Genomic DNA, 24,527 nt, shown 5'->3' with positions numbered 1-24,527 from the left:
AACCTTCCCCGGAATCTGAAACTGCTTGGAAAAGCAGTAAGTTTATGCTTCGGAATCCTGCCAGGCGGCGATCACTTTGGCCGCAATCTCGTCAGGAACCTTCTCGTAGTGGGAGAATTTCTGCGTGAAGCGTCCGCGGCCCTGGGTGAAGGACTTGAGGGCGGGGTAATAGAAATACATCTCGGCAACGGGCATCTGGGCGTTCAGATACTGCTTCTTGCCGCGCTGCTCCATTCCCATGATGCGTCCACGCCGGGTGCTGATATCGCCCATCACGTCACCCATGTATTCGCTGGGAACGATGACGGTTAGGTCATGTATGGGTTCCAGCAGGATGGGGCGGCATTTTTTGAAGCCTTCCTTCAGCGCCATGGACGAGGCGATCTTGAAAGCCATTTCAGAGCTGTCCACATCGTGATAGCTACCATAATAGACCTCCACACTCAAATCAACGACCTGATAGCCGGCCACGATGCCCTTCTCCATTGTTTCAACCAAGCCTTTTTCGATGGCGGGGATGAAGTTGGAGGGGATCACGCCGCCCACGATGGCGTTGATGAACTCGAAGCCCTCGCCGCGCTCTGTGGGTTTGATGCGAAAATAGACTTCGCCATACTGCCCGCGGCCACCGGACTGCTTTTTGTGGCGGTATTGCGATTCCGCGCTGGCGGTAATGGTCTCTTTATACGGAATGCGGGGTTCCTTCATTATAGCTTCGACTTTGTAGCGGTTTTTCAGTTTCTTGAGAACCAACTGGAGTTGTTGCTCACCCATGCCGGAAATCACGTTCTCATGGGTTTCCGGATTCAGTTCGTAACCGATTGTCGGATCTTCCGCAATAACGCGCTGCAGGCTGGTGCTGATCTTGTCTTCGTCGCTCTGGTTGGCGGCGCGGATCATCTGCCAGTAGGTTGGGGTGGGAAGTTCCGGAACGGGCAGGCTCAGGTCGCTGCCCACGGCCACGATGCTGTTCAGCGCCTTGGCGTTTTTCAGCTTCACCAGCGCGCCGATCTCACCGGCTCGGATTTCCTGGGTGTCGCTGCGGTTTTTGCCCAGCATGTAATACATGTTTCCGGCTTTGTCCTTGGCATCTTTTTCGGGGATGTAAAACTCCATGCCGGACTTCAAACTGCCTGAAAACATACGCACATAGGCATAGTCACCCATGTTCGGGTCGGCGTAAAGCTTGAACACATAACCCAAAAGCTCGCCGTCGGCTTTGGCGATGAATTCAGCCGGTTCGCCTTTCTTCAGCACCTGCATGGGATTGGCTTCCTCCGGTGAGGGCAGGTAGCTGCAAACCGCGTCCAGCAAAGCAAGAACGCCCACTCCGGTATTCGCGGAACAGGCAAATGCCGGGCAGACCTCGCCTCTAGCCACGGCGTTTTTGAGGCCTTTCAGCAGCTGCTCTTCGCTGAGTTCCATGTTTTCCAGAAAAGCGTTGAGCAGTTCTTCGTCGGTTTCCGCCACCGCTTCCATCAGATGCAGGCGGGCATCTTCAACCGCGCTTTGCATGTCGGCGGGAACTTCACCCTCTCCGGAAGGGCGGATGGCTTTCTGGCGGATGATGTCCACCACGCCTTCAAAGGTGTTTTCCCTGCCGATGGGGAGATGCACCGGAATCGGGTTGAATCCGGCGTTTTCGTGGATGGATTCCAGGGTCTTGTGGAAATCGGCATGCTCGTTGTCCATGCGGTTCACCACCACGACCTTGCCGACCTTGCGGTTCTCCAGATGCTCGATGGCAAGTTCCAGGCCAACTTCAAAACCGCTGGCCGCGTTTGCCACCAGCACAGCGTTCTCAACGGCCGGGATGGCCACGATCGCGTCCCCTATGAAATCCGGGGTGCCTGGAGTGTCCAGAATGTTGATCTTGTGGTCTTTGTAGTTCAACCAGCCCAGGCTCAGGCTCAGGGATGTCTTTTTCGCGATCTCTTCCGCGTCAAAATCCATCACAGTGTTGCCTTCGTCGATTTTGCCGAGGCGGTTGGTGGTGTGGGTCAAATGGAAAATCTGCTCCGCGAGAGTGGTCTTGCCCGCGCCGCTCGCCCCCATCAAAAGAAGGTTGCGCAGTTTGGAAAGTTTGTATTCTTTCATTTGGTCCTCATTTCTCTATCTTTTTATATAAAAGCGTATTAGCTATTCTTGGGACTAATTCCCGCCATGAATAAGTCAGTATTTTCCGGTGCCCATAGTTGTCAAACGCTTTTTTCCCCAATAGGTTTTCACCTGTCACAGCCGTGATTCCTCCTTTGCCCTATCCCTTCCGCATCACATTCACTTCCCGTAGAGTTCCCGCCTTCCAAACGGGAAGTCAGCGGGAGGCGAAAAGGAGGCGAATGGGAAGGGGCAAAGGGCCAAACAGACTGAAAAGCTTCCTCAAATTGTCAGGGCTAACGTTTATAATTGTTTAACCCGCTCAATTTGAACATGAGCTAACCATATAGTAATATTGATGATTAACAGCCGATACATTACTCAGTAAAAGCATAGGATAAGCGGCTTTCACCAGTGCCCCGTCCCGATCCTGAACAGGCTGGAGAGACTTTTAGCTTGACAAAAACAAGCTTATGGACATTATTAGCTAACATAAAAAAAGCGCTTCAATTTGAGCAGGTATCGCCTGCAGTCAGGTGATGGCCAGAAATCCCAATCCGGGCGCTTACCATATTATAATGATGAGGTTTACGATGCCAAAAGGCAGTGTTTTTCACGTGAATCTGGGCGAGGATTTGCCTCCGGACCCCATTTTTGAACCCCAATACCGACGCGCGCCGCATCGCGGCATGCCTCTGAGCGCGAATGAGACAAAACTGGCGCTGATGAACGCGCTGCGCTACATTCCAACGCATCTGCATTCCCGGCTGGCCCCGGAGTTTTTGCAGGAATTGAAGGACCACGGCAGGATTTACGGCTACCGCTACCGTCCTGCCGGCAAGATTTGGGGCCGCCCCATAGATGAATACAAAGGCACCGTGGCAGGCCGCGCCATGCAGGTGATGATCGACAACAACCTGGATTTTGATGTTGCCCTCTATCCCTATGAACTGGTTACTTACGGCGAGACTGGCCAAGTTTGCCAGAACTGGATGCAGTATAGACTGATCAAGAAATATCTGGAAGTTATCACCGACGAACAGACGCTGGTGGTGCAGTCCGGCCATCCCCTGGGGCTCTTTCCCTCGCGCAAGGAGGCTCCGCGGGTGATTTCCACCAATGGCCTGGTGATCGGCAAATGGGACAATCCGGAGGAATTCCAGCGTCTAACCGCTTTGGGCGTTGCCAATTACGGGCAGATGACGGCCGGAGGATGGATGTACATCGGGCCGCAGGGAATCGTGCACGGGACCTTCATCACGCTTTTAAACGCCGGCCGCAAATATCTGGGCATCCCCGCCGACCGTGACCTGGCCGGGGTTCTTTACATCTCCTCCGGTTTGGGCGGCATGAGCGGCGCGCAATCCAAAGCGGTGGAAATCGCCGGCGGCATCGGCATCATCGCCGAAGTTGACCCCAGCCGCATTGAAACCCGGCACCAACAGGGCTGGGTGAGCCGCGTGTCCAAATCTCCCGAGGAAATCTTCCGCTGGGTGGAGGAGTTCCGTGCCAGCCGCAAACCCCTTTCCATTGCCTATCACGGCAACATCGTGGACCTTTTGGAATACGTGGACAAGCATGAGATCAAGGCTGAACTGCTCTCCGACCAAACCTCCTGCCACGCCGTGTATGAAGGTGGCTACACCCCGGTTGGATACAGCTTTGAAGAAGGCCGGCAACTGCTGGCAAATGACCCCATGAGGTTCCGCGCGGCGGTTGACGAATCGCTGATCCGTCATTTTCACGTTATCCAGCGGCTCTGCGCCAAAGGGGCCAGATTCTGGGATTACGGCAACAGCTTCCTGGCCTCGGTTTTCGATGCCGGGGCGAAAGAAATCGCCCGCAACGGCATCAACACAAGTGAAGGCTTCATCTTCCCCTCCTACGTGGAAGACATCATGGGGCCGCTTTGCTTCGATTATGGCTACGGGCCTTTCCGCTGGGTCTGCCTCAGCGGCAGGGACGGCGATCTGGAACTCACAGACCAAGCCGCGAAAGAACTTATCGATCCCAACCGCAACGCCATGGACCGCGACAACCACCACTGGATCGCCGAAGCCGGGGCAAACAAACTGGTTGTGGGCACCAAAGCCCGCATCCTCTATGCCGATGAGGAAGGTCGGGTGAGGATCGCGCTGAAATTCAACCAGATGGTGCGCGAAGGCAAGATCGGCCCGGTGATGCTGGGACGCGATCATCACGACGTTTCCGGCACGGACTCTCCTTTCCGGGAAACAGCCAATATCCGCGACGGCAGCAACGTTATGGCGGACATGGCCACCCATTGCTTCGCAGGAAACATCGCCCGTGGCATGAGCCTGGTAGTGCTTTCTAACGGTGGTGGAGTTGGAATTGGCCGCGCCATCAACGGAGGAAACGGCATCGTTTTGGACGGCAGCGCCTACATGGACCAGGTTGTGCGCTCCGGCCTTTCCTGGGATGTGATGGGCGGTGTCGGAAGGCGCGGCTGGGCCCGCAACCCCAATGCCATAGAGACCGTTCAGGCCTGGAACGAAAAACACGGTAGCGAAGGACATATAACCGTTCCCACGCCGGTGGATGATGCGATGCTCGATGCTTTGCTGGAACAGAGTCCGGGCCAGTGAACCGTAAAAGGACCAAAGGATGTTGAATCTATTTGTAAAGCAGATGAAAGCGGCGGGTTTGGCCGATGACGTGATCCGCACCTTCAGCGCCTATTATGATCAATTGCAGTCAGGCAAACAGGGCATGATCTCCCGCGGCATGATAGATCCCCCCTCCCCGGACAACGTTATAGACCTCTCAGCCATGACCCAATACCGGAAACAGAATATCCTGAAAAGCATCGCCGTGATCAAGCTGAACGGCGGCCTGGGCACCAGCATGGGCCTCAGCGCGGCGAAGAGCCTGCTGCCAGTGAAAGGGAACATGAACTTTCTGGACATAATCACCCGCCAGGTGCTGGCTCTGCGTTCCGGGACCGGCTATGAAGTGCTGCTGATGTTTATGAACAGCTATAACACCGAAGCCGACACGCTGAATTATCTGGAAAAATACCCCGACCTCAGTCGGCAGAAGCTGCCGATATCCTTTCTGCAAAACAAATTCCCCAGAATTCGCCAGGACAACCTGAAACCCTATGAGAACGAAGACCCGGACAAGATGTGGAACCCGCCCGGGCACGGAGACATCTTTGCCGCATTGAGTTCCTCGGAATTGCTGGACAAAATGATCGACGCCGGCTACCGCTATGCCTTTGTATCAAATTCTGACAACCTTGGCGCCACCGTGGACACCTGCATCCCTGCCTACATGGAGGCCAACGACATCCATTTCCTGATGGAGGTTTGCGCCCGCACGGAAGCGGACAGGAAAGGCGGTCACCTCTGCCAGGACAAACACGGCCAACTGATGCTGCGGGAGGTGGCGCAATGCCCTCCGGAAGAGCTGGACGAATTCCAGAACGTGGAGCTTTACTCCTATTTTAACACCAACAACCTCTGGATAGACCTCAAAGCGCTGCAGTGGAACCTGATCGCCGGAGAGGGGATCATCTTGCTGCCGCTGATAGTGAATCCCAAAACCGTTGACGGCACGCCTGTCTATCAGTTGGAAACCGCCATGGGGGCCGCGATCAGCGTGTTCAACGGCGCCCGGGCTGTTTTAGTGCCAAGGTCCAGATTCTCCCCGGTGAAAAAAAACAACGACCTGCTAGCTATCTGGAGCGACCTCTACGAACTTAACGACCAATATCAGGTGGTGATGAGGCGTGGGGTGGAATCCATTCCGCCGATCGAACTGGATGAACGCTACTACGGCAGGATAGACCAATTGCTGGAACGCTTTCGCGATGGCGTCCCCTCGCTTCTGAACTGCTCCAGCCTGAAGATCAGCGGCGACATCAGTTTCGGCGAGGATGTTATCTGCGAAGGCAAGGTGAATCTGACCGCGGAAAACCCTGTGCACGTTAAAAGCAAACTGCTGTCTGGAGACATCACCTTCAATCCCTGACGGGAGGTATCATGGCTGCCAAATCAGCCCGGATCAGACTGGGCATCTTTGTGCTGACCGGCATCGCCCTGATCGGCCTGTTTTTCGCGCTGGTGATCGGCAAACAGCTCACACTCAAGCGTGAAACCTACTTTCTGCGCTTCACCAACCATTCGGTATTCGGCCTCCAGGCCGGTGCCTCAGTCTATTACAGAGGCATACCCATCGGCACCGTGGACAAGGTGGCGATCGATCCCAAGGATGTTCAGAGCGTGATCCTAACACTGAGCATCGACCCCGGAACCCCGCTGAAAGAGGATAGCGAGGCGGTTCTGGTGTATGTGGGCATCACCGGCACCAAAGCGGTGGAGGTTCGCGGCGGAACCAATCGGGCGAAAAACCTGAAACCCGGCAGCTTCATCAAAACCGGCGCCACTGAGCTTGACGAGATTTCCGGCAAGGCTGTTTCCGTCGTGGACAAAGTGGACCGCATCGCCTCTAACCTGGACCAGCTGACAGCGGAGGAAAACCAGGCCAACCTCTCTTCCATCCTTGCTGAAACCAACAGCCTGATCATCGAAACCCGCACCAAACTTTCCTCAACCCTGAACAGCCTGGGCCGGATCGTCCAATCCGCCCAGGGTTTCACGGAGGGCGCGGGAGGAAGTTTTGACCGCATAGCGGACAACCTGACCGCGAACCTGGACAGCATATCCACCGTGGCTTCCCAAAACATCCAAAGGATCGGCGACCGCAGCTCCTCCAGCCTGGAAGCCCTTACCGACGATCTGAGCAAACAACTGGCTTCCATCAGCGCCAGCCTCGATAAAAGCATCGCTGAGATCAATCACTCAACCAATCTGCTGCTCAACGATACCAGGCTGCAACTGGGAAAGATCGGCGCCAGTTCCGATTCCCTCATCCTGATGACCACCAGGGACATCGCCAAGGTTAGCCTGAAGATCAACACAGCCATGGACCGCGTGAACCAAATCCTCTCTTCGGCTGAAATGGACGCTCTGGTAGCCAATATAAACACCCTCACAGCCAAACTCAATGAGGCCAATATCTCCGGCCTGGCCGAGGAACTGACAGTAACAGTGCACAAAGCCGGAAACCTGATAACCAATATCGACCGGACCCTCATCCGCAACCGGGTAAATCTGAATGAAACCCTGGAAAACCTGCGCGAAGCCAGCGAAAACCTCAATGATTTCGCCCGGCAAATATCTGACCAACCCGCCCTGATCCTGCGGGGAAATTAAAGGGAGACGCTTGTGAACAAGAAACGTTTGTGGCTGGGCATCCTTGCCGTCGCGATGGTCGTGACTGGCTGCGCCTGGAATCCTGAGCGGCTGCGTCCAAACTACTATGTGCTGGAATACAGGGAGGGAACCGAAAACCCCGCTCTGCGCATGTCCCGACCCTTCCCCAAATCCCTGGAGGTGCTGGATGCGGAAGTGAGCCGGGCTTACAGCAAAAGCCAGCTGGTGGTTAAAGAAAACTTCTCCCGGGTGCGCTATCTGCCCGATCATCTTTGGGCCAGCCGGCTCAACGACGCCATTCCAGACATGATCGTGCAAAGGCTACGCGCCTACCGCATCTTCAGCCAGGTTGACCGCACCACAGGAGAATTCGATCCCGACTACTTTTTAGAGACTAAGATTCTGAGCCTGGAAAAGATCGAGGCAGAGGATGCCCGCGCCTATTTACGGATGGAGTTCTTCCTACGGGATTCCGACTCTCAGAAGATCCTGCTCAGCTATAAGGCGGAGCGCTACAAACCCCTGCCCGACCCCAGCATGGTCTATCTGATCCAAAGCTACAACGAACTGCTTATGAATGAAACTGACGTATTCGCGACCAAATGCAGGTCTTTCCTGAGCGGTGGACAGGACCAGGTGACCCTGGAAACCGTCGAAACAGCAGGCCAAGACCTCTACACGCTGGATGATATTCCCCCGGAAAACATGGCCGGTTCTGACGGTGAACTGCTGCTCATTCTCGGCACTGACACCGACGACCTAATCCGCTACAACATCCTTGGCCTGGACAACGATGTTTTCCGCAATGACGGAGAATTCAACAAGGAGCTTACCCTCCCCCCGGGCAGATACAGCGTCACCATCGGCGAAAGCCAGAACATATCGCTGGAAGTGGAGGTTCTGCCCAAGATGCGCACCGTGGTGAGCGGGCAATGGGCAGAACTGAGCGTCAAAATCATCGACGGAAAAAACAACCGGGTGCGCCTTTCCTATGACATCTGGGTAAAGGAAACCGGCAAATTCGAATACTATCTCCTTGGCCCCGGAACCAGTATCGGCGATGACGACCTGGGCCAGCCAAACAAGGTTTGGATCCTTCCCCCCGGCACCTACATGGTCAAACTGGGCGGCGGCTCCTGGACCCAACTGGAGGACTTCACCACTATCGATCTGGCCAAAGGCGACAGCCGGGTCCTGACCCTGGTGGTTGACCCTTCCGGAGAAGGTAACATGCTGTTGGGGGCAGGAGTTTTGGGTGAGGAACCTGTTGTCCTGGACCGGCCTGTGGTTCATAAAGGCGCCATGCACGGAAATCTGAGCCTGGCCGGGAACAACGAAGCGGACCCCGCCCATCCCCTGGTAGGCATCACCGTAACCGGGCAACTGGAAAACTCGGTGGACGCAACCTTCCCTTTAACCCTCTACACCCTGCGCAGCATCTATGATTTGGGCCTTAGCAGTTCCAATGTTTCCGATCTGCGCATCAGTGCCGACGCCTATTCCCTGAAAAACGTCCTGCTGCTGACGCCTTGGGAAAGCAGCCGCTCTCTGCGCAATTTTTCCTTCTACGCCCGTGGCGACGTGCAGACCCGTTTCTTTAGGGAATACGCTTATTTCTCCAAGTTGAAGGACCTTATCCTCATCTCCGCGGAGAACGACACCGTGGCGGTGCTGACCAGCCAGAACCGGCTGAAGTCCAAAAACCCCTTCTTCCCCATGCGCCTGAAGGAGGGAACGGGAATCACATACCGCCTCGTTTTTGGCCCTCAAGCTTCTCTCAGCCTGCGCTTCGGTTATGGCTGGCAGCAGGAGGTAAACGATGGTTTTTACAAATACAGTGAAAGCAAACCCGGCCATAACATCGATTACGCCAAGACTTATGACATCTACAGGGAACAACCGAACCAGACCTTTCACGGTCTCGAAAGCACTCTGGTGCTTTCAGCGGTCAACATCTTTAACTTCATCAGGGTCAATTCCTCCCTCGACCTGCTCTTTCCCCTCAGCTTGGAAGACCGCAGCGTCCGCCTGGAGAACGAAAACCGCATCAATTTCCGGATTTACCGCAACATTTCGCTGGACCTGAGGCTGAACATACAGTACGATAGGTCTCAAAAAGATTGGGTGGTTTACAATTATGGCAGCTACCTGAGGCTATCGCTGTTCTACTGACCCATGGCCGGATTTCGTTTTGACGCTGGCACCCTTTATCTGGAGGGAGATTTCACCCTGAAGGGGCTGGACGACCTCCGCTCTGGGCTTACCAACGTTATCAAGCATGAAAAGGTGGAGAGGATTGACCTTTCCGGCATCGAACAAATCGACAGTGCCGGAACAGCCGCGTGGGATGAAATCCTGTTGCTGGTTTTACGGGAGGGCGAGGTCGCATTGATACCGGCTCGTCCGGAAGTGCAGGTTGTAATCAACAGATTCAGCAACCCGAACAGAATTCCGCTGGAAAAACCCCGCGAACCAAGCTGGCTGGAGCAAATCGGAGCCTCGGTGCAAACAGTCTGGCAAAGCTCGAAAGAAGCTATCCAACTGGCGGCGGATATTTTCTTTTGGGCAGAGGTGAGCATCTTCCGCCGCGGTGAACAGCGCAAAGGTTCCTTGGGCCAGCAGTGCGTTTTTTTGGGCATGGACGCCCTGCCGATCGTGGCGCTGCTTTCCTTTGTGATCGGTTTCATCATCGCCCTGCAGGTCGGGGTGCAGATGAAGAATTTCAGCGCCGCCATCTTTGTGCCCGATGTGATGTCTTTCGCTTTGGTGAGGGAATTGTCACCCCTCTTCACCGCCATCATCCTGGCTGGCAGAAGCGGCTCCGCCATCACGGCAGAAATCGCCACCATGAAGGTTATGGAAGAGATAGATGCGCTGCGCATGATGGCTCTGGACCCTGTGCGTTACGTGGTGGTGCCCAAATTTCATGCCCTTTCCCTGATGATGCCCATCCTGGTCACTTTTTCCATTCTGGCCGCGCATTTAGGCGCGATCCTCATCTCCGTTTCCCATCTGGATGTCAGCCTGCAGGTTTATCTGCAGCGTTCCCTGATGGTGCTGGGACCGGGCGAACTACTGATCACCTATGTTAAAAGCGTGGTTTTTGCCTGGCTAATAGTCATCATCGCCGCCCATCAGGGATTTCGGGTGCGGGGCGGCGCCGAAGGGGTTGGCAATTCCACCACGCGTTCCGTCGTGGCCTCCATCCTAGCTATCATATTTGCCGACGCGGTCTTCAGCGTGGTCTATCTATGAACGCACCCCTGCTCAGCGTCCGCGGGCTGCAGGCACGCTACGGCGAAAGCCTGATCCTGAAAGACATTGACCTGGACATCATGCCAAACGAGGTGGCTGTCATCCTCGGCAGCAGCGGCAGCGGCAAGACAACCCTGTTGAAAAACATCCTGGGCTTGGAACGGCCCGCCTCAGGCAGTGTGAAATACCGCGGCGAAAACATCATGGAAATGGACGAGGCGCGTTACCGCGAAGTCTTGATACGCTTCGGCGTGCTCTTCCAGAGCGGAGCGCTGCTCAATTCAATATCGGTGTTCGACAACATCGCCATTCCCTTGGAACAGCACAGCCGCCTCTGCCCCAAAGTTATAGAACGCATCATACAGGCGAAGCTGAGCCTTGTGCGTCTGGATGGGGCAATGTATCAGCTTCCCTCCGAACTTTCAGGCGGAATGAGGAAACGGGCGGCCCTGGCCAGGGCGATTGCCCTTGATCCCGAAATCCTTTTCTGCGACGAACCCACCTCCGGCCTCGACCCGCTGACGGCCAGGGCTTTGGACGAACTGTTGCTCGACCTGAAACACAAACTCAACATGACCATCGTGATCGTTACCCACGAAATCGCTTCCATCAAGCGTTTGGCCGACCGCATCTTCTTTATAGACAAGGGTTCTCTCATCTTCAGCGGCACCCTCAAGGAGGCTCTCAGCGCCGGCATCGGCCCCATCGACAGGTTCTTCGAAGCAGGGCGTTTTGACTGAGCCACGCGTCTATCTGATCGCTGCGATTGACCGCAACAACCTGATCGGAAGGGAAAACCGCATGCCCTGGAACATTCGTGAGGACCTGCGCCGCTTTCGCGCCATAACCCTCGGCCACACCATTGTGATGGGCAAAAACACCTGGCTGTCGCTGGGACGCACCCTCGACGGGCGGGTGAACGTCATCCTGAGCCGCGACAGGGAACTGGCGGTGCCAGGAGCCATAGTCTGCCACAGCGTTTCGGAATGTCTGCAGCACTGCGTTGGGGATGAATGTTTCGTTATTGGCGGCGCTCAAATCTTCAAGCTGTTCCTGCCCCTGGCCTCCAAACTTTTCCTCACCCGCATCGACGCGGAATTCGAGGGCGACACCTATTTCCCGGAAATCAATCCCGACGACTGGGAACTAACATCTTTCGAGGCAATCACTTCCGAAACCGGATTCAACCTGACCTTCACGGAATACCGCCGTTGCCGGAAACCTTGAGGGTTCCGGTTTTTTAGGCTCTCTTTCAATCCGGTGGCAAACCTGGCATACAGCGAACATAGTGAGCATGGACGACAGGATATTTTGGTGAATTTATTCATTGCTGGCGTCGATGTTGACTGGCCGTTAAGGCCTTGTCCATTATCCCAAAAGCGCCTCCCGCATAATACCCGCATTTGATACGGGGATTTGGCGAGGGGCATGAGAGGGGGATGGTCGCAGGCGTTAACGGCCTGGCTGGCAGGACACTTCAGGGCGCAAACTTTTCTGCCATCTTCCAGGCTGACTTTCACTATTAAAAAGGGTTCTCTTTCAATCTGAGTGGAAAAACCGGTTGTTTGAGCCCGTAGGGCTAACCACTCGATTTGAAAAAGAGCCTTAAAAAGTGAGCTTTTTTGAGCATAACCATCTCGGTTCAGATGCTTTTCCTAAACTAATTGCAAAGGAGGCTATGTTCCAGCCGTGGAGAAAAAGATTGACTGCAAAGCGAGGGTGAATTATTCTGTAATCCATGATGCTCTGGTGTCATCAATACCGAAAAAGGACAAGAAAATGCGGCGTTTATCAAGCCTGATCCTGATTCTGGCCTTGCTTGTGGCCGGATGTGGCAAGGCGGCTAAATCAGACAAGGTCCATATCCGCTTCTGGCATGGTTTGAGCGGCCCCCTGGGGGACGTTCTAAACGAAATGATAGTGGAATTCAACAAGACCCACCCGGATATCGAGGTTATCGCCAACCCCATCAGCAGCTACAATGCCCTGCAGCAGAAGCTTTCCGCTTCCCTGCAGGTGGGCAAGCAACCCGATCTGGCCCAGGTTTTCGAATCCTGGGCGGCCAAATACCAGCAGGATGAAGTGTTAGTGAGCATCGACAGCCTTCTGGCCAACGATCCAGACTTCACCGAAGAAGAGCTGGCGGATTTCTATCCCGTTTTCTTGCAGTCCATCACCTATCAGGGCAAAAAATGGTCCTTCCCCTTCAATAAAAGCGTGCGGGCTTATTTCTACAACAAAGACGCCTTTTACCGCGCCGGGCTGGACCCCAACCGCTTCCCCGCCACCTGGGCTGAATTTGAGGATTATTGCCGCAAACTGACCTCGCCCAAAACCAAAGACCGCGGCGAAACCTACGGCGCGAATTTCACCGTGAACGAATGGCAGTTCGTAAACCTCATCCATCAGGCCGGCGGCACCATCATGGACGAAAACGACAAACCGGTCCTGAACAGCCCTGCAGGGTTGGAAGCGCTGAACTATACTCTGAACCTGGTAAACAAGGAAAAGACCGCCAAGGCTTCCAAGGAAATGGACGGCCAGAACGCCTTTCTGGCAGGCACGGTGGCCATGTTTGAAGGTTCCAGCGTATCCATTACCTGGATGCGCCAGCAGCCCATCAATTTCAATATCGGCTACGCCCCGCTACCCACCTATAAAACCAATAAAAGCGCCATCAGCGGCGCCAATATCGTGATCTTCAAAAGCGGCGACCCCAAAAAGGAAAAGGCCGCTTGGGAATTCATCAAGTGGTTCACCGATACTGAACAAACCGCCAAGTGGAGCGCCCGAACCTGCTATATGCCTCTGCGCAAGAGTGCCATGAAATCCAAAACCATCGTGGATTTCCTGAACACCTATCCCCAGTTCCGGGGCATTTATGCCCAGCTGGACAATGCGGTTTTCGAGCCCCAGCATCCGGCTTGGTTCGTGGGCAGGGACGAACTGAAGAAAGCGCTGGAGAAAGCCAAGGAAGGCATGCTTTCTCCTCAAGCCGCCCTGGATGAGGCAGCCGCCAAGCTACAGGAAGCCATTGACCGCGAGGCGGGATTCTGATGAATCATCCTTCATCCCCGCAATTGTTGATAATTTGCTACAATCGTCAAGCCTATCCAAGATATTCTGCTTGACAAGCCTTAGGACTTTGGGAAAAAGGTTCGAATCGTGCCGAAGTGGTGAAACAGGTAGACGCAGTGGACTCAAAATCCACCGGACTTTTAGTCCGTGCCGGTTCGATTCCGGCCTTCGGCACCACAAAAATATGGGAGAAAAACGCTCATTTAGATTTGCTAAAAGGCTGCATTTTTGTAGAACAGCTGCGAAATGACTTTTTATTGGGGTATTTTCTTTCCCTGAAACCGATAAATCAATATCAACCGCGACGGGTTATTTCACGCCCGCGCCATTTACAGTATCTCAATGGAGGTATAATGTCCAAGTATAATATGCTGATCCTGGCAGTGCTGATAACCATTTTGAGCCTGCCCTTGTCCCTGGGTGCGATTTCCCAGGCTTCGATGCTCTCACTCACTTTTGAGCCGGGCGGGCGGGCCAACGGCATGGGCCGGGCCTATTCCGCCGTTGCTGACGACGCTTACGCCCCCTGGTGGAACCCAGGCGCCACAGCGTTCAACCGCAAAACCCAGCTTGCCGGTTCACACATTCCCTGGCTGGCAGGTTCCGGCTTCGACGATATGTATTATGAATACCTGGGCTACAACCAGTATTTCGAGGGCATTGGAAACATCAACGCCCATCTGACGCTGCTAGACATGGGCACGCAGACCCAAACCGACGAAAACAACAACGTTATCGGCGAGTTCCATAGCTTTGAAGCTGCCGGAAACGTTGGCTACAGCTACGATGTGATCCCGCAGCAGTTAGGCATCGGCACGAACTTCAAGTTCGTTTACAGCTATCTGGGGCCCGGCCAGCCCACCGAGCCGGACGGCAAAGCTTTTGGCTTCGCTTTCGACCTCGGTGCAAAATATCAGGATTTCCTGACCAGAGGAACCAACCTCTCGCTCGTGATCCAAAACATCGGGCCGAACGTGACCTACATCGACCAGGAGCAATCCGATCCCCTGCCCATGACCGTCAGGCTGGGCGCCGCTTACGAGATCCTCAACGCCCCCATGAACAAACTGCTGGTCTCAGCGGAAGCCAGCAAAGTCCAGGCCAACGAGGACCCTCTGCTCACCAGGTTGTTTAATACTGGCTGGCAGCACATGGATGAAACCATCTACGGCGTCGGCGCTGAGTACACATATCTCGACCTGATCTCCCTGCGCGGCGGCTATTTCCTGGATACGGCCGGAAGCGTGGTGGGACCCAGCTTTGGCGCCGGCATCCAATACACTTTCAGCAAAAAATACAAGCTGACCGCGGATTTCAGCATGGTCCCCGGCGGCGAGCTTGTGGATTTCAACAAAGTCTTTTCCCTCGGCTTCGAGTTTTAGGGATAAAGTGATTCAAGCCTGTCTCCCCGCGTCTTCCGACGTGGGGAGCTGTGGCTTTGGCTACGGATGAGAATCAGGTTTCTCCTTCTCCTGCTGGCGATTACCAGCCTGCTCGGTGCTGAAAAGCTCACTCTCCAAAAACACTTTTCAAACCGTCCTCCGCGCCGGCATCCCCACACCCAGCTGCTGAACAAGCAGCCCGCCTCTGCGCCGAAATCCCGGGACGCAAACTTTGAAAGGTTGCTGGTGATCCTGGTGGATTTCCAGGCTGAAACCACCGACGACCCCAATACCACCGGTAACGGCAAATTCCTGCTGGAACCTGATCCCAACTACCTTTACAGCGTCGGCAGCCCCCCACACGACCGGGCCTATTTCCAGCAGAATCTGGAAGCTTTACGCTATTACTACCTGGCCGCCTCAGCCGGTTCCTACAACCTCCAATATGAGGTCTGGCCACAAACTGGGGCTTACACCCTGCCTAAAAACATGGGCTATTACAACCCTCCCGGCGCGGATAACGAACTTTTCGTTTCCCGGATGGAAGAGTATTTCAAAACCGCTTTCGAACTGGCGGACAGCCTTTCGCCGGAACTGGATTTCTCTGCTTTCGGACATTACATGATCATCCACGCCGGTTCCGATTGGCAGCATGACGTGTATGGCGACACTCCTTCCGACATCCCCTCCTTTTTCATCAGGGTGGGCGAAGGCAAGGAAGCCGTGGTGGATGGCGGCTCTGTGCTCATCAGCCATGCCTGTAACGTTCCTTCAACCATCTCGCAGGATTTTTCCAGCCAAACCTCAGGCGAGGATACCATCCACAGCGGCTACGGTGCCCTAAACGCCGTGCTCTGCCACGAATTTGGACATTCCCTCGGCTTTGTGGACCTCTACAACGTCCATACCTGGCAGCCGATGGTTGGGGTTTTCGACATCATGGACAGCGGCGGTTCTGGCATCCTGATGGATATTTTGGACGACGGCTCTTATGTGCTTCTGGAAGGCGCTTTGCCGGGATTGCCCGGCGCTTGGTCCCGCGAACTGGTTTTCGGAGACGACCTCCGCTCCCGGGGCCTGTTGAGAGACGTGGAATATGTTAACCTGTTCAGAGAAATGCCCCTCGCCGCCAGCAGCCACCGGCAACCGGGAGACAAACTCATTCCTCAGATCCTGCGCATTCCCCTATCCCCCACAGAATACATATTGGTCGAAAACCGCAGCGTTGATCCAGACGGCGATGGAGCCACCGCGCTCAAGGCTAGTGACGACGGCCGGGTTATCCTCTACCCCACCCCGATCGACGATCCCGAAAACATACCCAGTTATGAATACGACTATCTGCTGCCCTCTTTCCTGAAGGAAGACGGCTCCTCCGTGGGTGGCGGTCTCTTGGTCTGGCGTGTGAATGAAGATGTTATCTACACTCAGGGCGTAACCGGCAATGACGGGGAGTTCCTCTCCAATTATGCCAACAACACCATAAACACACTCTACACCAAGCGTGGCGTGGAGATCATCGAAGCGGACAACCTGCCCGACATCGGCAACCAATGGTCATGGTTCTGGACTGGCACCCAGTATGAGTATTATCACGCGAAAAAGCCCTTGCAGGATGGATCCGGTCACTTCGTGTCATGGAGTCTGGAGCCCTGGAAGCCTGTTCTGAACGGCACCACAGAACCACCCCTCAAAGACAGCTGGGGAATGGGTTCGCAGTATTGGCTCAGCGGAATTGGCAACCCCGCCGCTATTATGAATCTCACCGTTAACAGCGGTTGGTTCGATGAAACCTCAGTCACTGCCTACGGTATTCCAGAACTCCTGCCCGGGCCCTTCATCAATTCCAGCTACAGCAACCTCGATCTACCTCTGATCGGGCCCCAATCCATCACTCTGCTAAGCCACTATGATGGCCGGTGGACCGACCTGATGGGGCCATTCGCCTGGGACGGTGAAACGCTTGACCAGCCTGTGATAAGCGCGGACCAGGATGGCGACGGCTACAAGGAACTCATTCTCAGCCACGCCAATACTCTGGAAATCGTGGATTTCTCACAGGACACCCTGCAAAGCAAAACCATCAACTTTCCCGATCCCATCAGCACCGCGCCCATCGCAATCAGGGACACGGTGTTCGTGAGCACCGCCACCTGCCTGAGTTCCGTGGTGGACAACATGGTGAAGGACATGGTCCAGCTTCCCCAAATCCTGCGCCTGGGAAGCTACGGAACAGACCTGGTGACACTCAGCCAGGACCTTCTGCACATTATCGACACCCGAGACCTTTACATCAAGTGCGAGGTGGAACTGCCGGAACCCTTTGGCGATTATGAACCTGTGACTTTCACCGGAGCGGCGAGCGGGCTCAGAATGCTCTTCCTGACAGCCAACAGCGGCAATACCTACAAGTTTCAGGATAACCGCCTCCAAATGATTTTCCAAAACACGCAGGCGGAAAAACCCACTCAATTGGGAATAGCCTGGTATATGGACAGCTCAATGCAGGGAGCGGTCAACCCCACTATCTTTTGGGGTTGCGGCAACCGTATCTTCGCCATCAAACATGACGGCACCCTGCTCGGCGGCTATCCCCACAATGCTTTCCCGCTCACTTTTTCTGCCCGGGAACATGTTTACGCGCTAATATCCTATCCACAAGTGCTGCTCTATCTGCCTGTGCCTCAAAGAGGCCATGTGGCCTGGCTTGCAGATGAAGGCATCCTCTGGCAGAGATCCCTGTTGACGGACGATACGGTTTTCGGCTCACAGCTCGCGTTTGGGCCCATTAACTTGGAATCCCACAATCTCTTTTGGTATTATACTGACGCCGATGGCAGGCTGTTCATCCACCGAAAAGCTTTGGGAATGCTGAACAACGGAATATACTGGAATGGGTTCCGCAATGGCTGCGATGGCAGCTTTGAAGGCCACGGCCTGTATGACGACATCCCGCCAGTTCAGGATTTCACAGCCTTTGTTTTTCCCAACCCCGTGCGCGATTCCCAATTCAGGGTCCGCATCGAGAATTTTGACACTACTGTGGAACTGCGTCTTTATGACATCAACGGCTCGCTGCTGCAAAGCCACTCTCTGCCCGCCAACGGCATCCTGCGCCGGGATGTGGCCCTGGACAGCGGCAAACTTGCATCTGGCGTTTACATTCTCTTGGTGCGTAAAGGCACTGAGAACAAGAGGATAAAATTCGCTGTGGAGAAATGACCCTGGAGGCCAATGTATGAAAAAAACCATCTTGCTCATATTGGGCCTGGCGCTGCTAACCGGCGCCTTTGCCCAGAACATAGACGACCTGATCTGGCAGGAACCCCAGGGTGACGTCAGCGACATCATCAAGGTGAATTTCGAACCCAAAGATGCCCGCCGCGCCATGCTCTTTTCCGCGCTGCTGCCCGGAGCGGGTCAGTTTTACGCGAAGCCCTCGTCGTTCACTGCCTATCTCTTTCCAGTACTGGAACTGGCTACCATCGGCGGCATAGTCTGGTTCAACAAACAGGGCAAGGACCAGACCGAAGCCTTTCAGACCTTCGCCAATGGCGAGACTGTCACCCAGGTTTTCAATTACACCGTGAACGGCGAGCAGTATTCCTACACCTATACCGGCACCCGCTACCGCAGGGATTACCAGAAGAATGTGCAAACGGTGATGATGAACATCAATCCGGGCGCGCTGGATATCTACGACGGCACTTTTTTCCGCCTGGACGACACCGACACCCAGCATTTCTATGAAGATATCGGTAAATACGACAAATACGTGTTCGGCTGGGCTGACTGGTATCACAATTTCGCCACCGATCCCACTTCCGGAAATGGTTCTTTCTATCTGAGCCAAGTGCCCAACAACGCGACCTGGGTCTTCAACCCGAACAACACCGATCCCCAACTGATAATCAACAACCGCTGGATAAAGAACTACAGGATTGAATATTACATGAACAATCCCGGTAACCTCGATCCCGCGAACGCGGTTGCGCCCGGAACCAACGCCGCCTCGCCCTGGCGTCAGGAATATCTGGATATGCGCCGCTCCGCCAACCAGCAGTTCTACTATGCCAATTATTGCACCATCGGCCTTGCCCTAAACCACATCGCCGCAGCCATCGACGCCTTCGCCCTTACCAACCGCGTCAACAGAACTGCCATCACCCAGAAACCCTTTGAGTTCCAATATTACACCAGCCTTAGCAGCAACAACAACATCACCCCCTCTTTGGGCTTTACCTACAGGTTCTGAGATGCGCACATCCTCCAAACTGCTGTTCCTGACCCTGGCTTTGTTGCTGGCTTTGCCGCTGGCTGCGCTGCCCAAAGTGGCGTATCTGGGAATGTCCGCGGCGCTGCCCGGAAGCGGTGAGATCGCCCTGGGCAAAAACACCCGTGGAGGGATCATGCTGACAGCTGACCTCGTGGCCCTCACAGCCTGGCTTGCCACCGGACGTGAAATAGAAAACCTCACAAGTTCATACAAAAGCTATGCTGATGTCTATGCCGGCATTCCCGAAGGCATGCCGGACAGCTACTATCAGGATATCCAGCAGTATATTAGCAGCGACTCCTTCAATCAGGTCAGGATACTCGAAGCACGAAACTTTTATTTGATATACAATTACGATCCTGCCGGCTATGCCGCGTATCTGGCGGAGAACACCTATCCCGAAGAGGAAGCCTGGTCCTGGCAAAGTTCCTATCATCAGGACCAATACCGTTCCCTGCGGTTCAGGACCCAAACCGCCAAAATGTACCGGAGCCTAAGCCTGGGCGTGATGCTGCTGAACCGCGTTATCAGCCTCATTGACGTTGCCCTGATTTCCAGAAAACCGGGCCAACCCACAGCCCTCTATTTTACGCCGCTTGAGTCTGGCGGCCTGATGTTGAATTACCGTATGGAGTTTTGATGCCTGCCAAGATCAAATATCTGGTAACCCTCCTGCTGCTTTTGGCCTTCGGGACCACCCTGGCCGCTGAAAGCACGGGATTGCAGCTCGTGCAGTCACTCGTTTTGCCCGGCCTCAGCCAGATTCGCCACGGCCGGAATTACGGCTACGGCATGCTAACTGCTGAAGCCGCCCTCATTTCCAGCATGCTCTATCTGAACCAGGAGGCGCAGCTGAAAACCCGCGAGTATTACGAATACGCGCTAAAGTATGCCCACATCGAGCCTGGAGACTACCCTGAGAGCTATCTCCGCGACATCAGCAAATACAACAGCAGCGGCTACGAGGCTGGCGGCTACAACGCCTGGGTGTATCAGGAAGCGCTGCGGCTGTTTCCCCACGACCCGGACCAGCGACAGATCTACATCGACGAGAACATCTACCCGGACAATCTTGCCTGGAACTGGGACAGCGTCGAAAACCGGGGCCAATATGTGCAGATTCGCACCGAAGCCCAAAATATGCGCGACTACAGGATGATGGCGGTGGGCGTGATGATCGTGAACCACCTCATCAGCGGCATAGACATTCTGCGCTACAACGCCAAAAACAAACAAGCCCATGTCTGGCTGGACATCAAGGACCGCAGTCCCGTCCTGATGTTAGGCTTGGACTTCTAAGACCGTTAAGGCCCTATACCTGGTCCCTGAAGCGCCTCCCGCCTGATGCCCGCATTGGATGCGAGTATTTTGCGTGGGGCGTGGGAGATGGATAAACGTGAGCGCTAAGGGTGTGACTGGCAGGGCATCGTGGTGGGTAAACAGTTTGTGGCGCTCTTTCAATCAAATGGGTAATCTGGTTGTTCCAGCCCGTTAGAGTTTGTCCATCCGGTTTGCCCCTATCCTCACCATCCGGATTGAATTCTGCGGGTCCTGACGCAAAAAATCCACAAAAAAGTCTGATGTTGGTCCACTTTATCCTTGACATTAAATATGCTGCACAAAAATTACATTACTTCATAAGCGTACGATGTAGCATATCAGGCCGCGGGCCTGCTTGATTACTGGCATACAAACTCCGTAGAACGGCTTCGGAACCTTGAGGACCGGTCTCCTATCCGCACCCCTGTCCGCACTCCCCGGAAGGCCCGCACAGCCCGGAATGCCTGTTCAAACCTTAAACAAAGGAGTTCATGTATGAAAACGATCTTGCTAGTAATGGCAGCGACGCTGCTCGCCGCGTTCCTCACCGCCATGGCCAGTGATCCTGATGCCTTTGTGACCGCCCTTGAGGTGAACAGTAGAATGGGGATCACCGTTTTTCCCGCCACCTGGGATTTCGAGCATCCCACCTTCCCGCCGCAAGGATTCACCTGCGTTGATGTTGACGGAGCCGGAACCATCTGGGAGGTCGATACAAACCACAACACCACCCCGGATGGAAGCAAATCCGCCCTCCACTACGCCAGCGACGCCGGAAACCAGGACGGCTGGCTGATCCTTCCGGCGGTGCTGATGCCTGAAGACAGCTTCATGACCCTCAGCTTCCAGCATCGTAGCGATTGGTCGGAAAACTACCAATATTGCAGCCTGCAGGCAAACTCCTCCCCTGATCCCCAGGATCCCGGCTGGACGGAAATCTGGGCTGCCAACAGCGTAAACACCGACTGGAACCGCGTCTTTGTGGATGTCACCGACTATATCGGCGAGGACACCTATTTTGCCTTCCGCCATCAGGGCAATGACGCCAACTACTGGTATCTGGACGACATCACCATCTACGAGGTGGAGCCTGTCACCTCCCTGCCCGTTTACTGGGATTTTGAAGGGACTGAGTTTCCCCCCGCCGGCTGGTCCATCCAGGATAATGACGGCCAGCCCTGGTACTGGCTACTGGATACTGAAATCAACCACACCCTTGGCGGCTCGAATTGCGCCGCCCATTGGTACAGCTCCTCCTGGGAAGGTGGATACGGCCAGGACGGCTGGCTGATCACCCCGTCCATCCTGCTTCCCCAGCTCCGCGATCAACTGGTGCTCGATTTCTGGCACAACAATTTCTATATGGACTGCTACGCCTACAGCGGGGTGATGATCCGCCCCGTAAACCTCGCCCAGCTTGGCTGGCATGAGCTTTGGAACCCTGACAGCGTAACCGAGGAATGGCAGAATGTGAGGCTCAATATCAGCCCCTTCGCGGGCATGATGGTGCATTTCGCCTTCGTTTACCGGGGCTATGACGCCCACAGTTGGTTTGTGGACGACGTCACCATCCGTGAACTGACCAACGACGACCAGCCTCCCATCATCACCTTCCTCCCCCCGCTCAGCACCCCCAGTCCTGATGTCAGTTTCACCCTCACGGCGGAAGTGGTTGATGACCCCATCTGGCAGAGCGGAATCGACGAAGTGATCCTGCACTACCAGGCGACAGGCACGCAGATAGAACTGCCCATGGAAAACATCAGCGGAAACACCTGGTCTGCAACCATACCGCCCCAAGACACGGGCACCAGGGTGGAATATTTCATCACTGCCACAGACGGGAACTTGAACACCGCCAGCACCGGAGATTGGGACAACTTCCACTGGTTTGTGGTGGACAACTACTTCTGGCTCTTCTACAATTGGAGCAATTCGGTGGGCTTGGGCCGCCCGGATACATTCGGAGCCGCCAACCGCTTCGCCAATCCCTTTTACGAGCTGGGTTCGGGTATGCTTCTTTCAGAAGTGACTGTCGACACCCCCCAGCCAGTGCAGGCGGATCTGCACATCTACTCTGATGACGGGTTCACCCTCACCGACCTCACCGGGCCAATCACCTATAACTTCAATGGCTTAAACTACTACGACCTGCCGGACAACCTGGTGATCAACACTCCCTATTTCTACGTTTCAGTCGAAAACGTCCCCGGCGGGAACGGCGTCTGGTTCACTAACGATCATGACTACGGAATGTCATACTGGAGGGAAGCCGGATACTTCTCCCAAGTGGAGGAACAGGGCTCCTGGATCATCCAGGCCCATGTCGCCGCCGGCCTCGCCGCTCCGGAGATCAGCTTCAGCCTGTGGGAAGGGGTTCCCAAACTAAGCTGGGATCCCGTGCCGTTTGCTAACGACTATCTAATCTACGCCAGTTCGGATCCTTACGCGGATGATGGGTATTGGACCTTGATCAACACTACCACGGACACCTACTATTGCCCAGATCATGTTGAAGCCCAAAAGTTCTTCCGGATAAAGGCCAACAACACCCCATTCGAAAAACTGCCTGGTATCCGGAACACATTCTGCACGCTAAGAAGGCCATCAAACCCAAAAGGGAAAGAGCGGATAAAGCATCACCGGCGATAGATTAAACCAAATTGAGGACATGGAGTTCAAGCCGTCAAAGCTAACCATATCTAATTGAACAGATTATGGACGGCTTGGACTTCATGTGCAATGACAGTATTCAACCTGCCCTTGAAGTCAATAAGGCCATATAAGCAGATTTGTTCCAGGCTTCCGTTAATCGGCCAGCAGTTCCTGAACGGCCAGCAGAACAGGCAGGGAACCGTCCTGCACAGCCGCGCGGAGGCGGGGCAGTTGCTTTGTTATCTTGGGATCGGAGTAGAAGCGGTTTAGAACTGCCTCGGCAAGCAAGGATTCGAACCACTGGAGCACCTGGCTCTGCCGTCGTTCCTCAAACACGCCACTGGTTTTGCCCTGGTCCACAAAACGTTCGATTTCGTGCCAGATTTCAGGCAGGCCGGTTTTCTGGACAGCGGAGCAGGTGAGGGCCTTGGTGGTCCAGCCTGGGGTCGCCTGCCGCAGGTAATGGAGGGCGTTGTTTAGTTCACGTCCAGCCAGTTCGGCTGCCTGGATATTGTTTCCGTCAGCTTTGTTCACCACAACGAGGTCGGCCAGTTCCATGATGCCCTTTTTGATGCCCTGGAGTTCGTCTCCGGCTCCGGCGATCTGCATCAGCAGAAAGAAATCGACCATGGAGCGCACGGTTACCTCAGACTGTCCAACTCCCACGGTTTCGATGAGGATGATGTCATAGCCGGCAGCTTCGCAGGCGATGATGGTTTCGCGGGTTTTGCGGGTCACGCCCCCCAATGCTCCGCCGCTGGGTGAGGGACGGATGAAGCTGCTTGGGTGCCGTGCCAGTTCCTCCATGCGGGTTTTGTCGCCCAGAATGCTGCCCCGGGAAAGCGAACTGCTTGGGTCAACGGCCAGCACGGCGACTTTGTGGCCCCGCTCTATTAGCCAGAGGCCGAAGCTTTCGATGAAGGTGCTCTTCCCCGCTCCGGGAACACCTGTAACGCCCACGCGGATGGAGTTTCCCGAGGCGGGCAGAAGCCGGCGGACCAGTTCCTGTCCCGCCTCGAAATGACGGGGAGAATTGCTTTCGATGAGGGTGATCGCCTTGGCCAGCAGGGTGCGGTCGCCGCTGAGAACCCCGGCGGCGATGGAATCAACTGGCGGCAGGCCGCGGGACGGCTTTTTGGCCTCGGCATCCGAAACCTTGCTGCCAGCGCTTTTGGCTTCCATCACCCGGGAGGCGAATTCCTTTCCGCCCTCAGCGGGTGCCCATTC

The 24,527-nt window shown here is 55.0% G+C and carries 16 protein-coding genes and 1 tRNA gene; 15 read left to right on the top strand and 2 right to left on the bottom strand.

Annotated features, from left to right (window positions below; all coding sequences use genetic code 11):
- Nucleotides 1-42 precede the first annotated feature (42 nt).
- A complete protein-coding gene (locus GX466_07490; protein NLH94043.1) occupies nt 43-2,097 on the bottom strand; it encodes an elongation factor G in 2,055 nt (684 codons plus the stop codon).
- Nucleotides 2,098-2,690: 593 nt separating this feature from the next.
- Here GX466_07490 and GX466_07485 point away from each other — a divergent pair.
- From GX466_07485 to GX466_07415, 15 genes are all read left to right on the top strand, one after another.
- A complete protein-coding gene (locus GX466_07485; protein NLH94042.1) occupies nt 2,691-4,703 on the top strand; it encodes a urocanate hydratase in 2,013 nt (670 codons plus the stop codon).
- 19 nt (nt 4,704-4,722) lie between these two features.
- A complete protein-coding gene (locus GX466_07480) occupies nt 4,723-6,090 on the top strand; it encodes a UTP--glucose-1-phosphate uridylyltransferase (GenBank protein ID NLH94041.1) in 1,368 nt (455 codons plus the stop codon).
- Nucleotides 6,091-6,101: 11 nt separating this feature from the next.
- Nucleotides 6,102-7,334 carry an MCE family protein gene (locus GX466_07475; protein NLH94040.1) on the top strand — a complete coding sequence of 411 codons (1,233 nt, stop codon included), beginning with the start codon at nt 6,102-6,104 and terminating at the stop codon, nt 7,332-7,334.
- 12 nt (nt 7,335-7,346) lie between these two features.
- Nucleotides 7,347-9,506, top strand: coding sequence for a hypothetical protein (locus tag GX466_07470; GenBank protein NLH94039.1), 2,160 nt, complete (start codon nt 7,347-7,349; stop codon nt 9,504-9,506).
- A gap of 3 nt (nt 9,507-9,509) precedes the next feature.
- Nucleotides 9,510-10,589: an MlaE family lipid ABC transporter permease subunit gene (locus GX466_07465; GenBank protein ID NLH94038.1), complete on the top strand. Its 1,080-nt coding sequence runs from the start codon at nt 9,510-9,512 to the stop codon at nt 10,587-10,589.
- Nucleotides 10,586-11,329 carry an ATP-binding cassette domain-containing protein gene (locus GX466_07460; GenBank protein NLH94037.1) on the top strand — a complete coding sequence of 248 codons (744 nt, stop codon included), beginning with the start codon at nt 10,586-10,588 and terminating at the stop codon, nt 11,327-11,329. The genes GX466_07465 and GX466_07460 overlap by 4 nt, the downstream gene beginning before the upstream one ends.
- A 16-nt stretch (nt 11,330-11,345) precedes the next feature.
- Nucleotides 11,346-11,816 carry a dihydrofolate reductase gene (locus tag GX466_07455; protein NLH94036.1) on the top strand — a complete coding sequence of 157 codons (471 nt, stop codon included), beginning with the start codon at nt 11,346-11,348 and terminating at the stop codon, nt 11,814-11,816.
- Between the two features lie 552 nt (nt 11,817-12,368).
- Nucleotides 12,369-13,646, top strand: coding sequence for an ABC transporter substrate-binding protein (locus tag GX466_07450; protein NLH94035.1), 1,278 nt, complete (start codon nt 12,369-12,371; stop codon nt 13,644-13,646).
- Between the two features lie 110 nt (nt 13,647-13,756).
- Nucleotides 13,757-13,844, top strand: a tRNA-Leu gene (locus GX466_07445).
- 176 nt (nt 13,845-14,020) lie between these two features.
- Complete coding sequence (locus GX466_07440; protein NLH94034.1) at nt 14,021-15,049, top strand: PorV/PorQ family protein; 1,029 nt, start codon at nt 14,021-14,023, stop codon at nt 15,047-15,049.
- A gap of 66 nt (nt 15,050-15,115) precedes the next feature.
- Complete coding sequence (locus GX466_07435; protein NLH94033.1) at nt 15,116-18,271, top strand: T9SS type A sorting domain-containing protein; 3,156 nt, start codon at nt 15,116-15,118, stop codon at nt 18,269-18,271.
- 16 nt (nt 18,272-18,287) lie between these two features.
- Nucleotides 18,288-19,304 (top strand): hypothetical protein, encoded by a 1,017-nt coding sequence (locus GX466_07430; protein NLH94032.1) that lies wholly within the window; start codon nt 18,288-18,290, stop codon nt 19,302-19,304.
- Nucleotide 19,305: 1 nt separating this feature from the next.
- Nucleotides 19,306-19,965 carry a hypothetical protein gene (locus GX466_07425; GenBank protein ID NLH94031.1) on the top strand — a complete coding sequence of 220 codons (660 nt, stop codon included), beginning with the start codon at nt 19,306-19,308 and terminating at the stop codon, nt 19,963-19,965.
- Nucleotides 19,965-20,624, top strand: coding sequence for a hypothetical protein (locus GX466_07420; protein NLH94030.1), 660 nt, complete (start codon nt 19,965-19,967; stop codon nt 20,622-20,624). Before GX466_07425 ends, GX466_07420 begins: the two co-directional genes overlap by 1 nt.
- A gap of 516 nt (nt 20,625-21,140) precedes the next feature.
- Entirely contained in the window at nt 21,141-23,297 is a 2,157-nt protein-coding gene (locus GX466_07415; GenBank protein ID NLH94029.1) for a hypothetical protein, read from the top strand.
- A gap of 156 nt (nt 23,298-23,453) precedes the next feature.
- Here the strand turns inward: GX466_07415 and meaB are convergent, their stop codons facing one another.
- Nucleotides 23,454-24,482, bottom strand: a complete 1,029-nt coding sequence (gene meaB, locus GX466_07410) for a methylmalonyl Co-A mutase-associated GTPase MeaB (GenBank protein NLH94028.1) — start codon at nt 24,480-24,482, stop codon at nt 23,454-23,456.
- Nucleotides 24,483-24,527 lie beyond the last annotated feature (45 nt).

Source organism: Candidatus Cloacimonadota bacterium (genome assembly GCA_012516855.1).
GTDB lineage: Bacteria > Cloacimonadota > Cloacimonadia > Cloacimonadales > Cloacimonadaceae > Syntrophosphaera.
Note: the sequence above shows the minus strand (reverse complement) of the source record. Positions and strands in the feature narration are given on the sequence as shown.

Coding starts and splice junctions, on each gene's coding strand:
- GX466_07490 (NLH94043.1), bottom strand. CDS start 2,097: ATGAAAGAATACAAACTTTCCAAACTGCGCAACCTTCTTTTGATGGGG.
- GX466_07485 (NLH94042.1), top strand. CDS start 2,691: ATGCCAAAAGGCAGTGTTTTTCACGTGAATCTGGGCGAGGATTTGCCT.
- GX466_07480 (NLH94041.1), top strand. CDS start 4,723: ATGTTGAATCTATTTGTAAAGCAGATGAAAGCGGCGGGTTTGGCCGAT.
- GX466_07475 (NLH94040.1), top strand. CDS start 6,102: ATGGCTGCCAAATCAGCCCGGATCAGACTGGGCATCTTTGTGCTGACC.
- GX466_07465 (NLH94038.1), top strand. CDS start 9,510: ATGGCCGGATTTCGTTTTGACGCTGGCACCCTTTATCTGGAGGGAGAT.
- GX466_07460 (NLH94037.1), top strand. CDS start 10,586: ATGAACGCACCCCTGCTCAGCGTCCGCGGGCTGCAGGCACGCTACGGC.
- GX466_07450 (NLH94035.1), top strand. CDS start 12,369: ATGCGGCGTTTATCAAGCCTGATCCTGATTCTGGCCTTGCTTGTGGCC.
- GX466_07440 (NLH94034.1), top strand. CDS start 14,021: ATGTCCAAGTATAATATGCTGATCCTGGCAGTGCTGATAACCATTTTG.
- GX466_07435 (NLH94033.1), top strand. CDS start 15,116: ATGAGAATCAGGTTTCTCCTTCTCCTGCTGGCGATTACCAGCCTGCTC.
- GX466_07430 (NLH94032.1), top strand. CDS start 18,288: ATGAAAAAAACCATCTTGCTCATATTGGGCCTGGCGCTGCTAACCGGC.
- GX466_07425 (NLH94031.1), top strand. CDS start 19,306: ATGCGCACATCCTCCAAACTGCTGTTCCTGACCCTGGCTTTGTTGCTG.
- GX466_07420 (NLH94030.1), top strand. CDS start 19,965: ATGCCTGCCAAGATCAAATATCTGGTAACCCTCCTGCTGCTTTTGGCC.
- GX466_07415 (NLH94029.1), top strand. CDS start 21,141: ATGAAAACGATCTTGCTAGTAATGGCAGCGACGCTGCTCGCCGCGTTC.
- meaB (NLH94028.1), bottom strand. CDS start 24,482: ATGGAAGCCAAAAGCGCTGGCAGCAAGGTTTCGGATGCCGAGGCCAAA.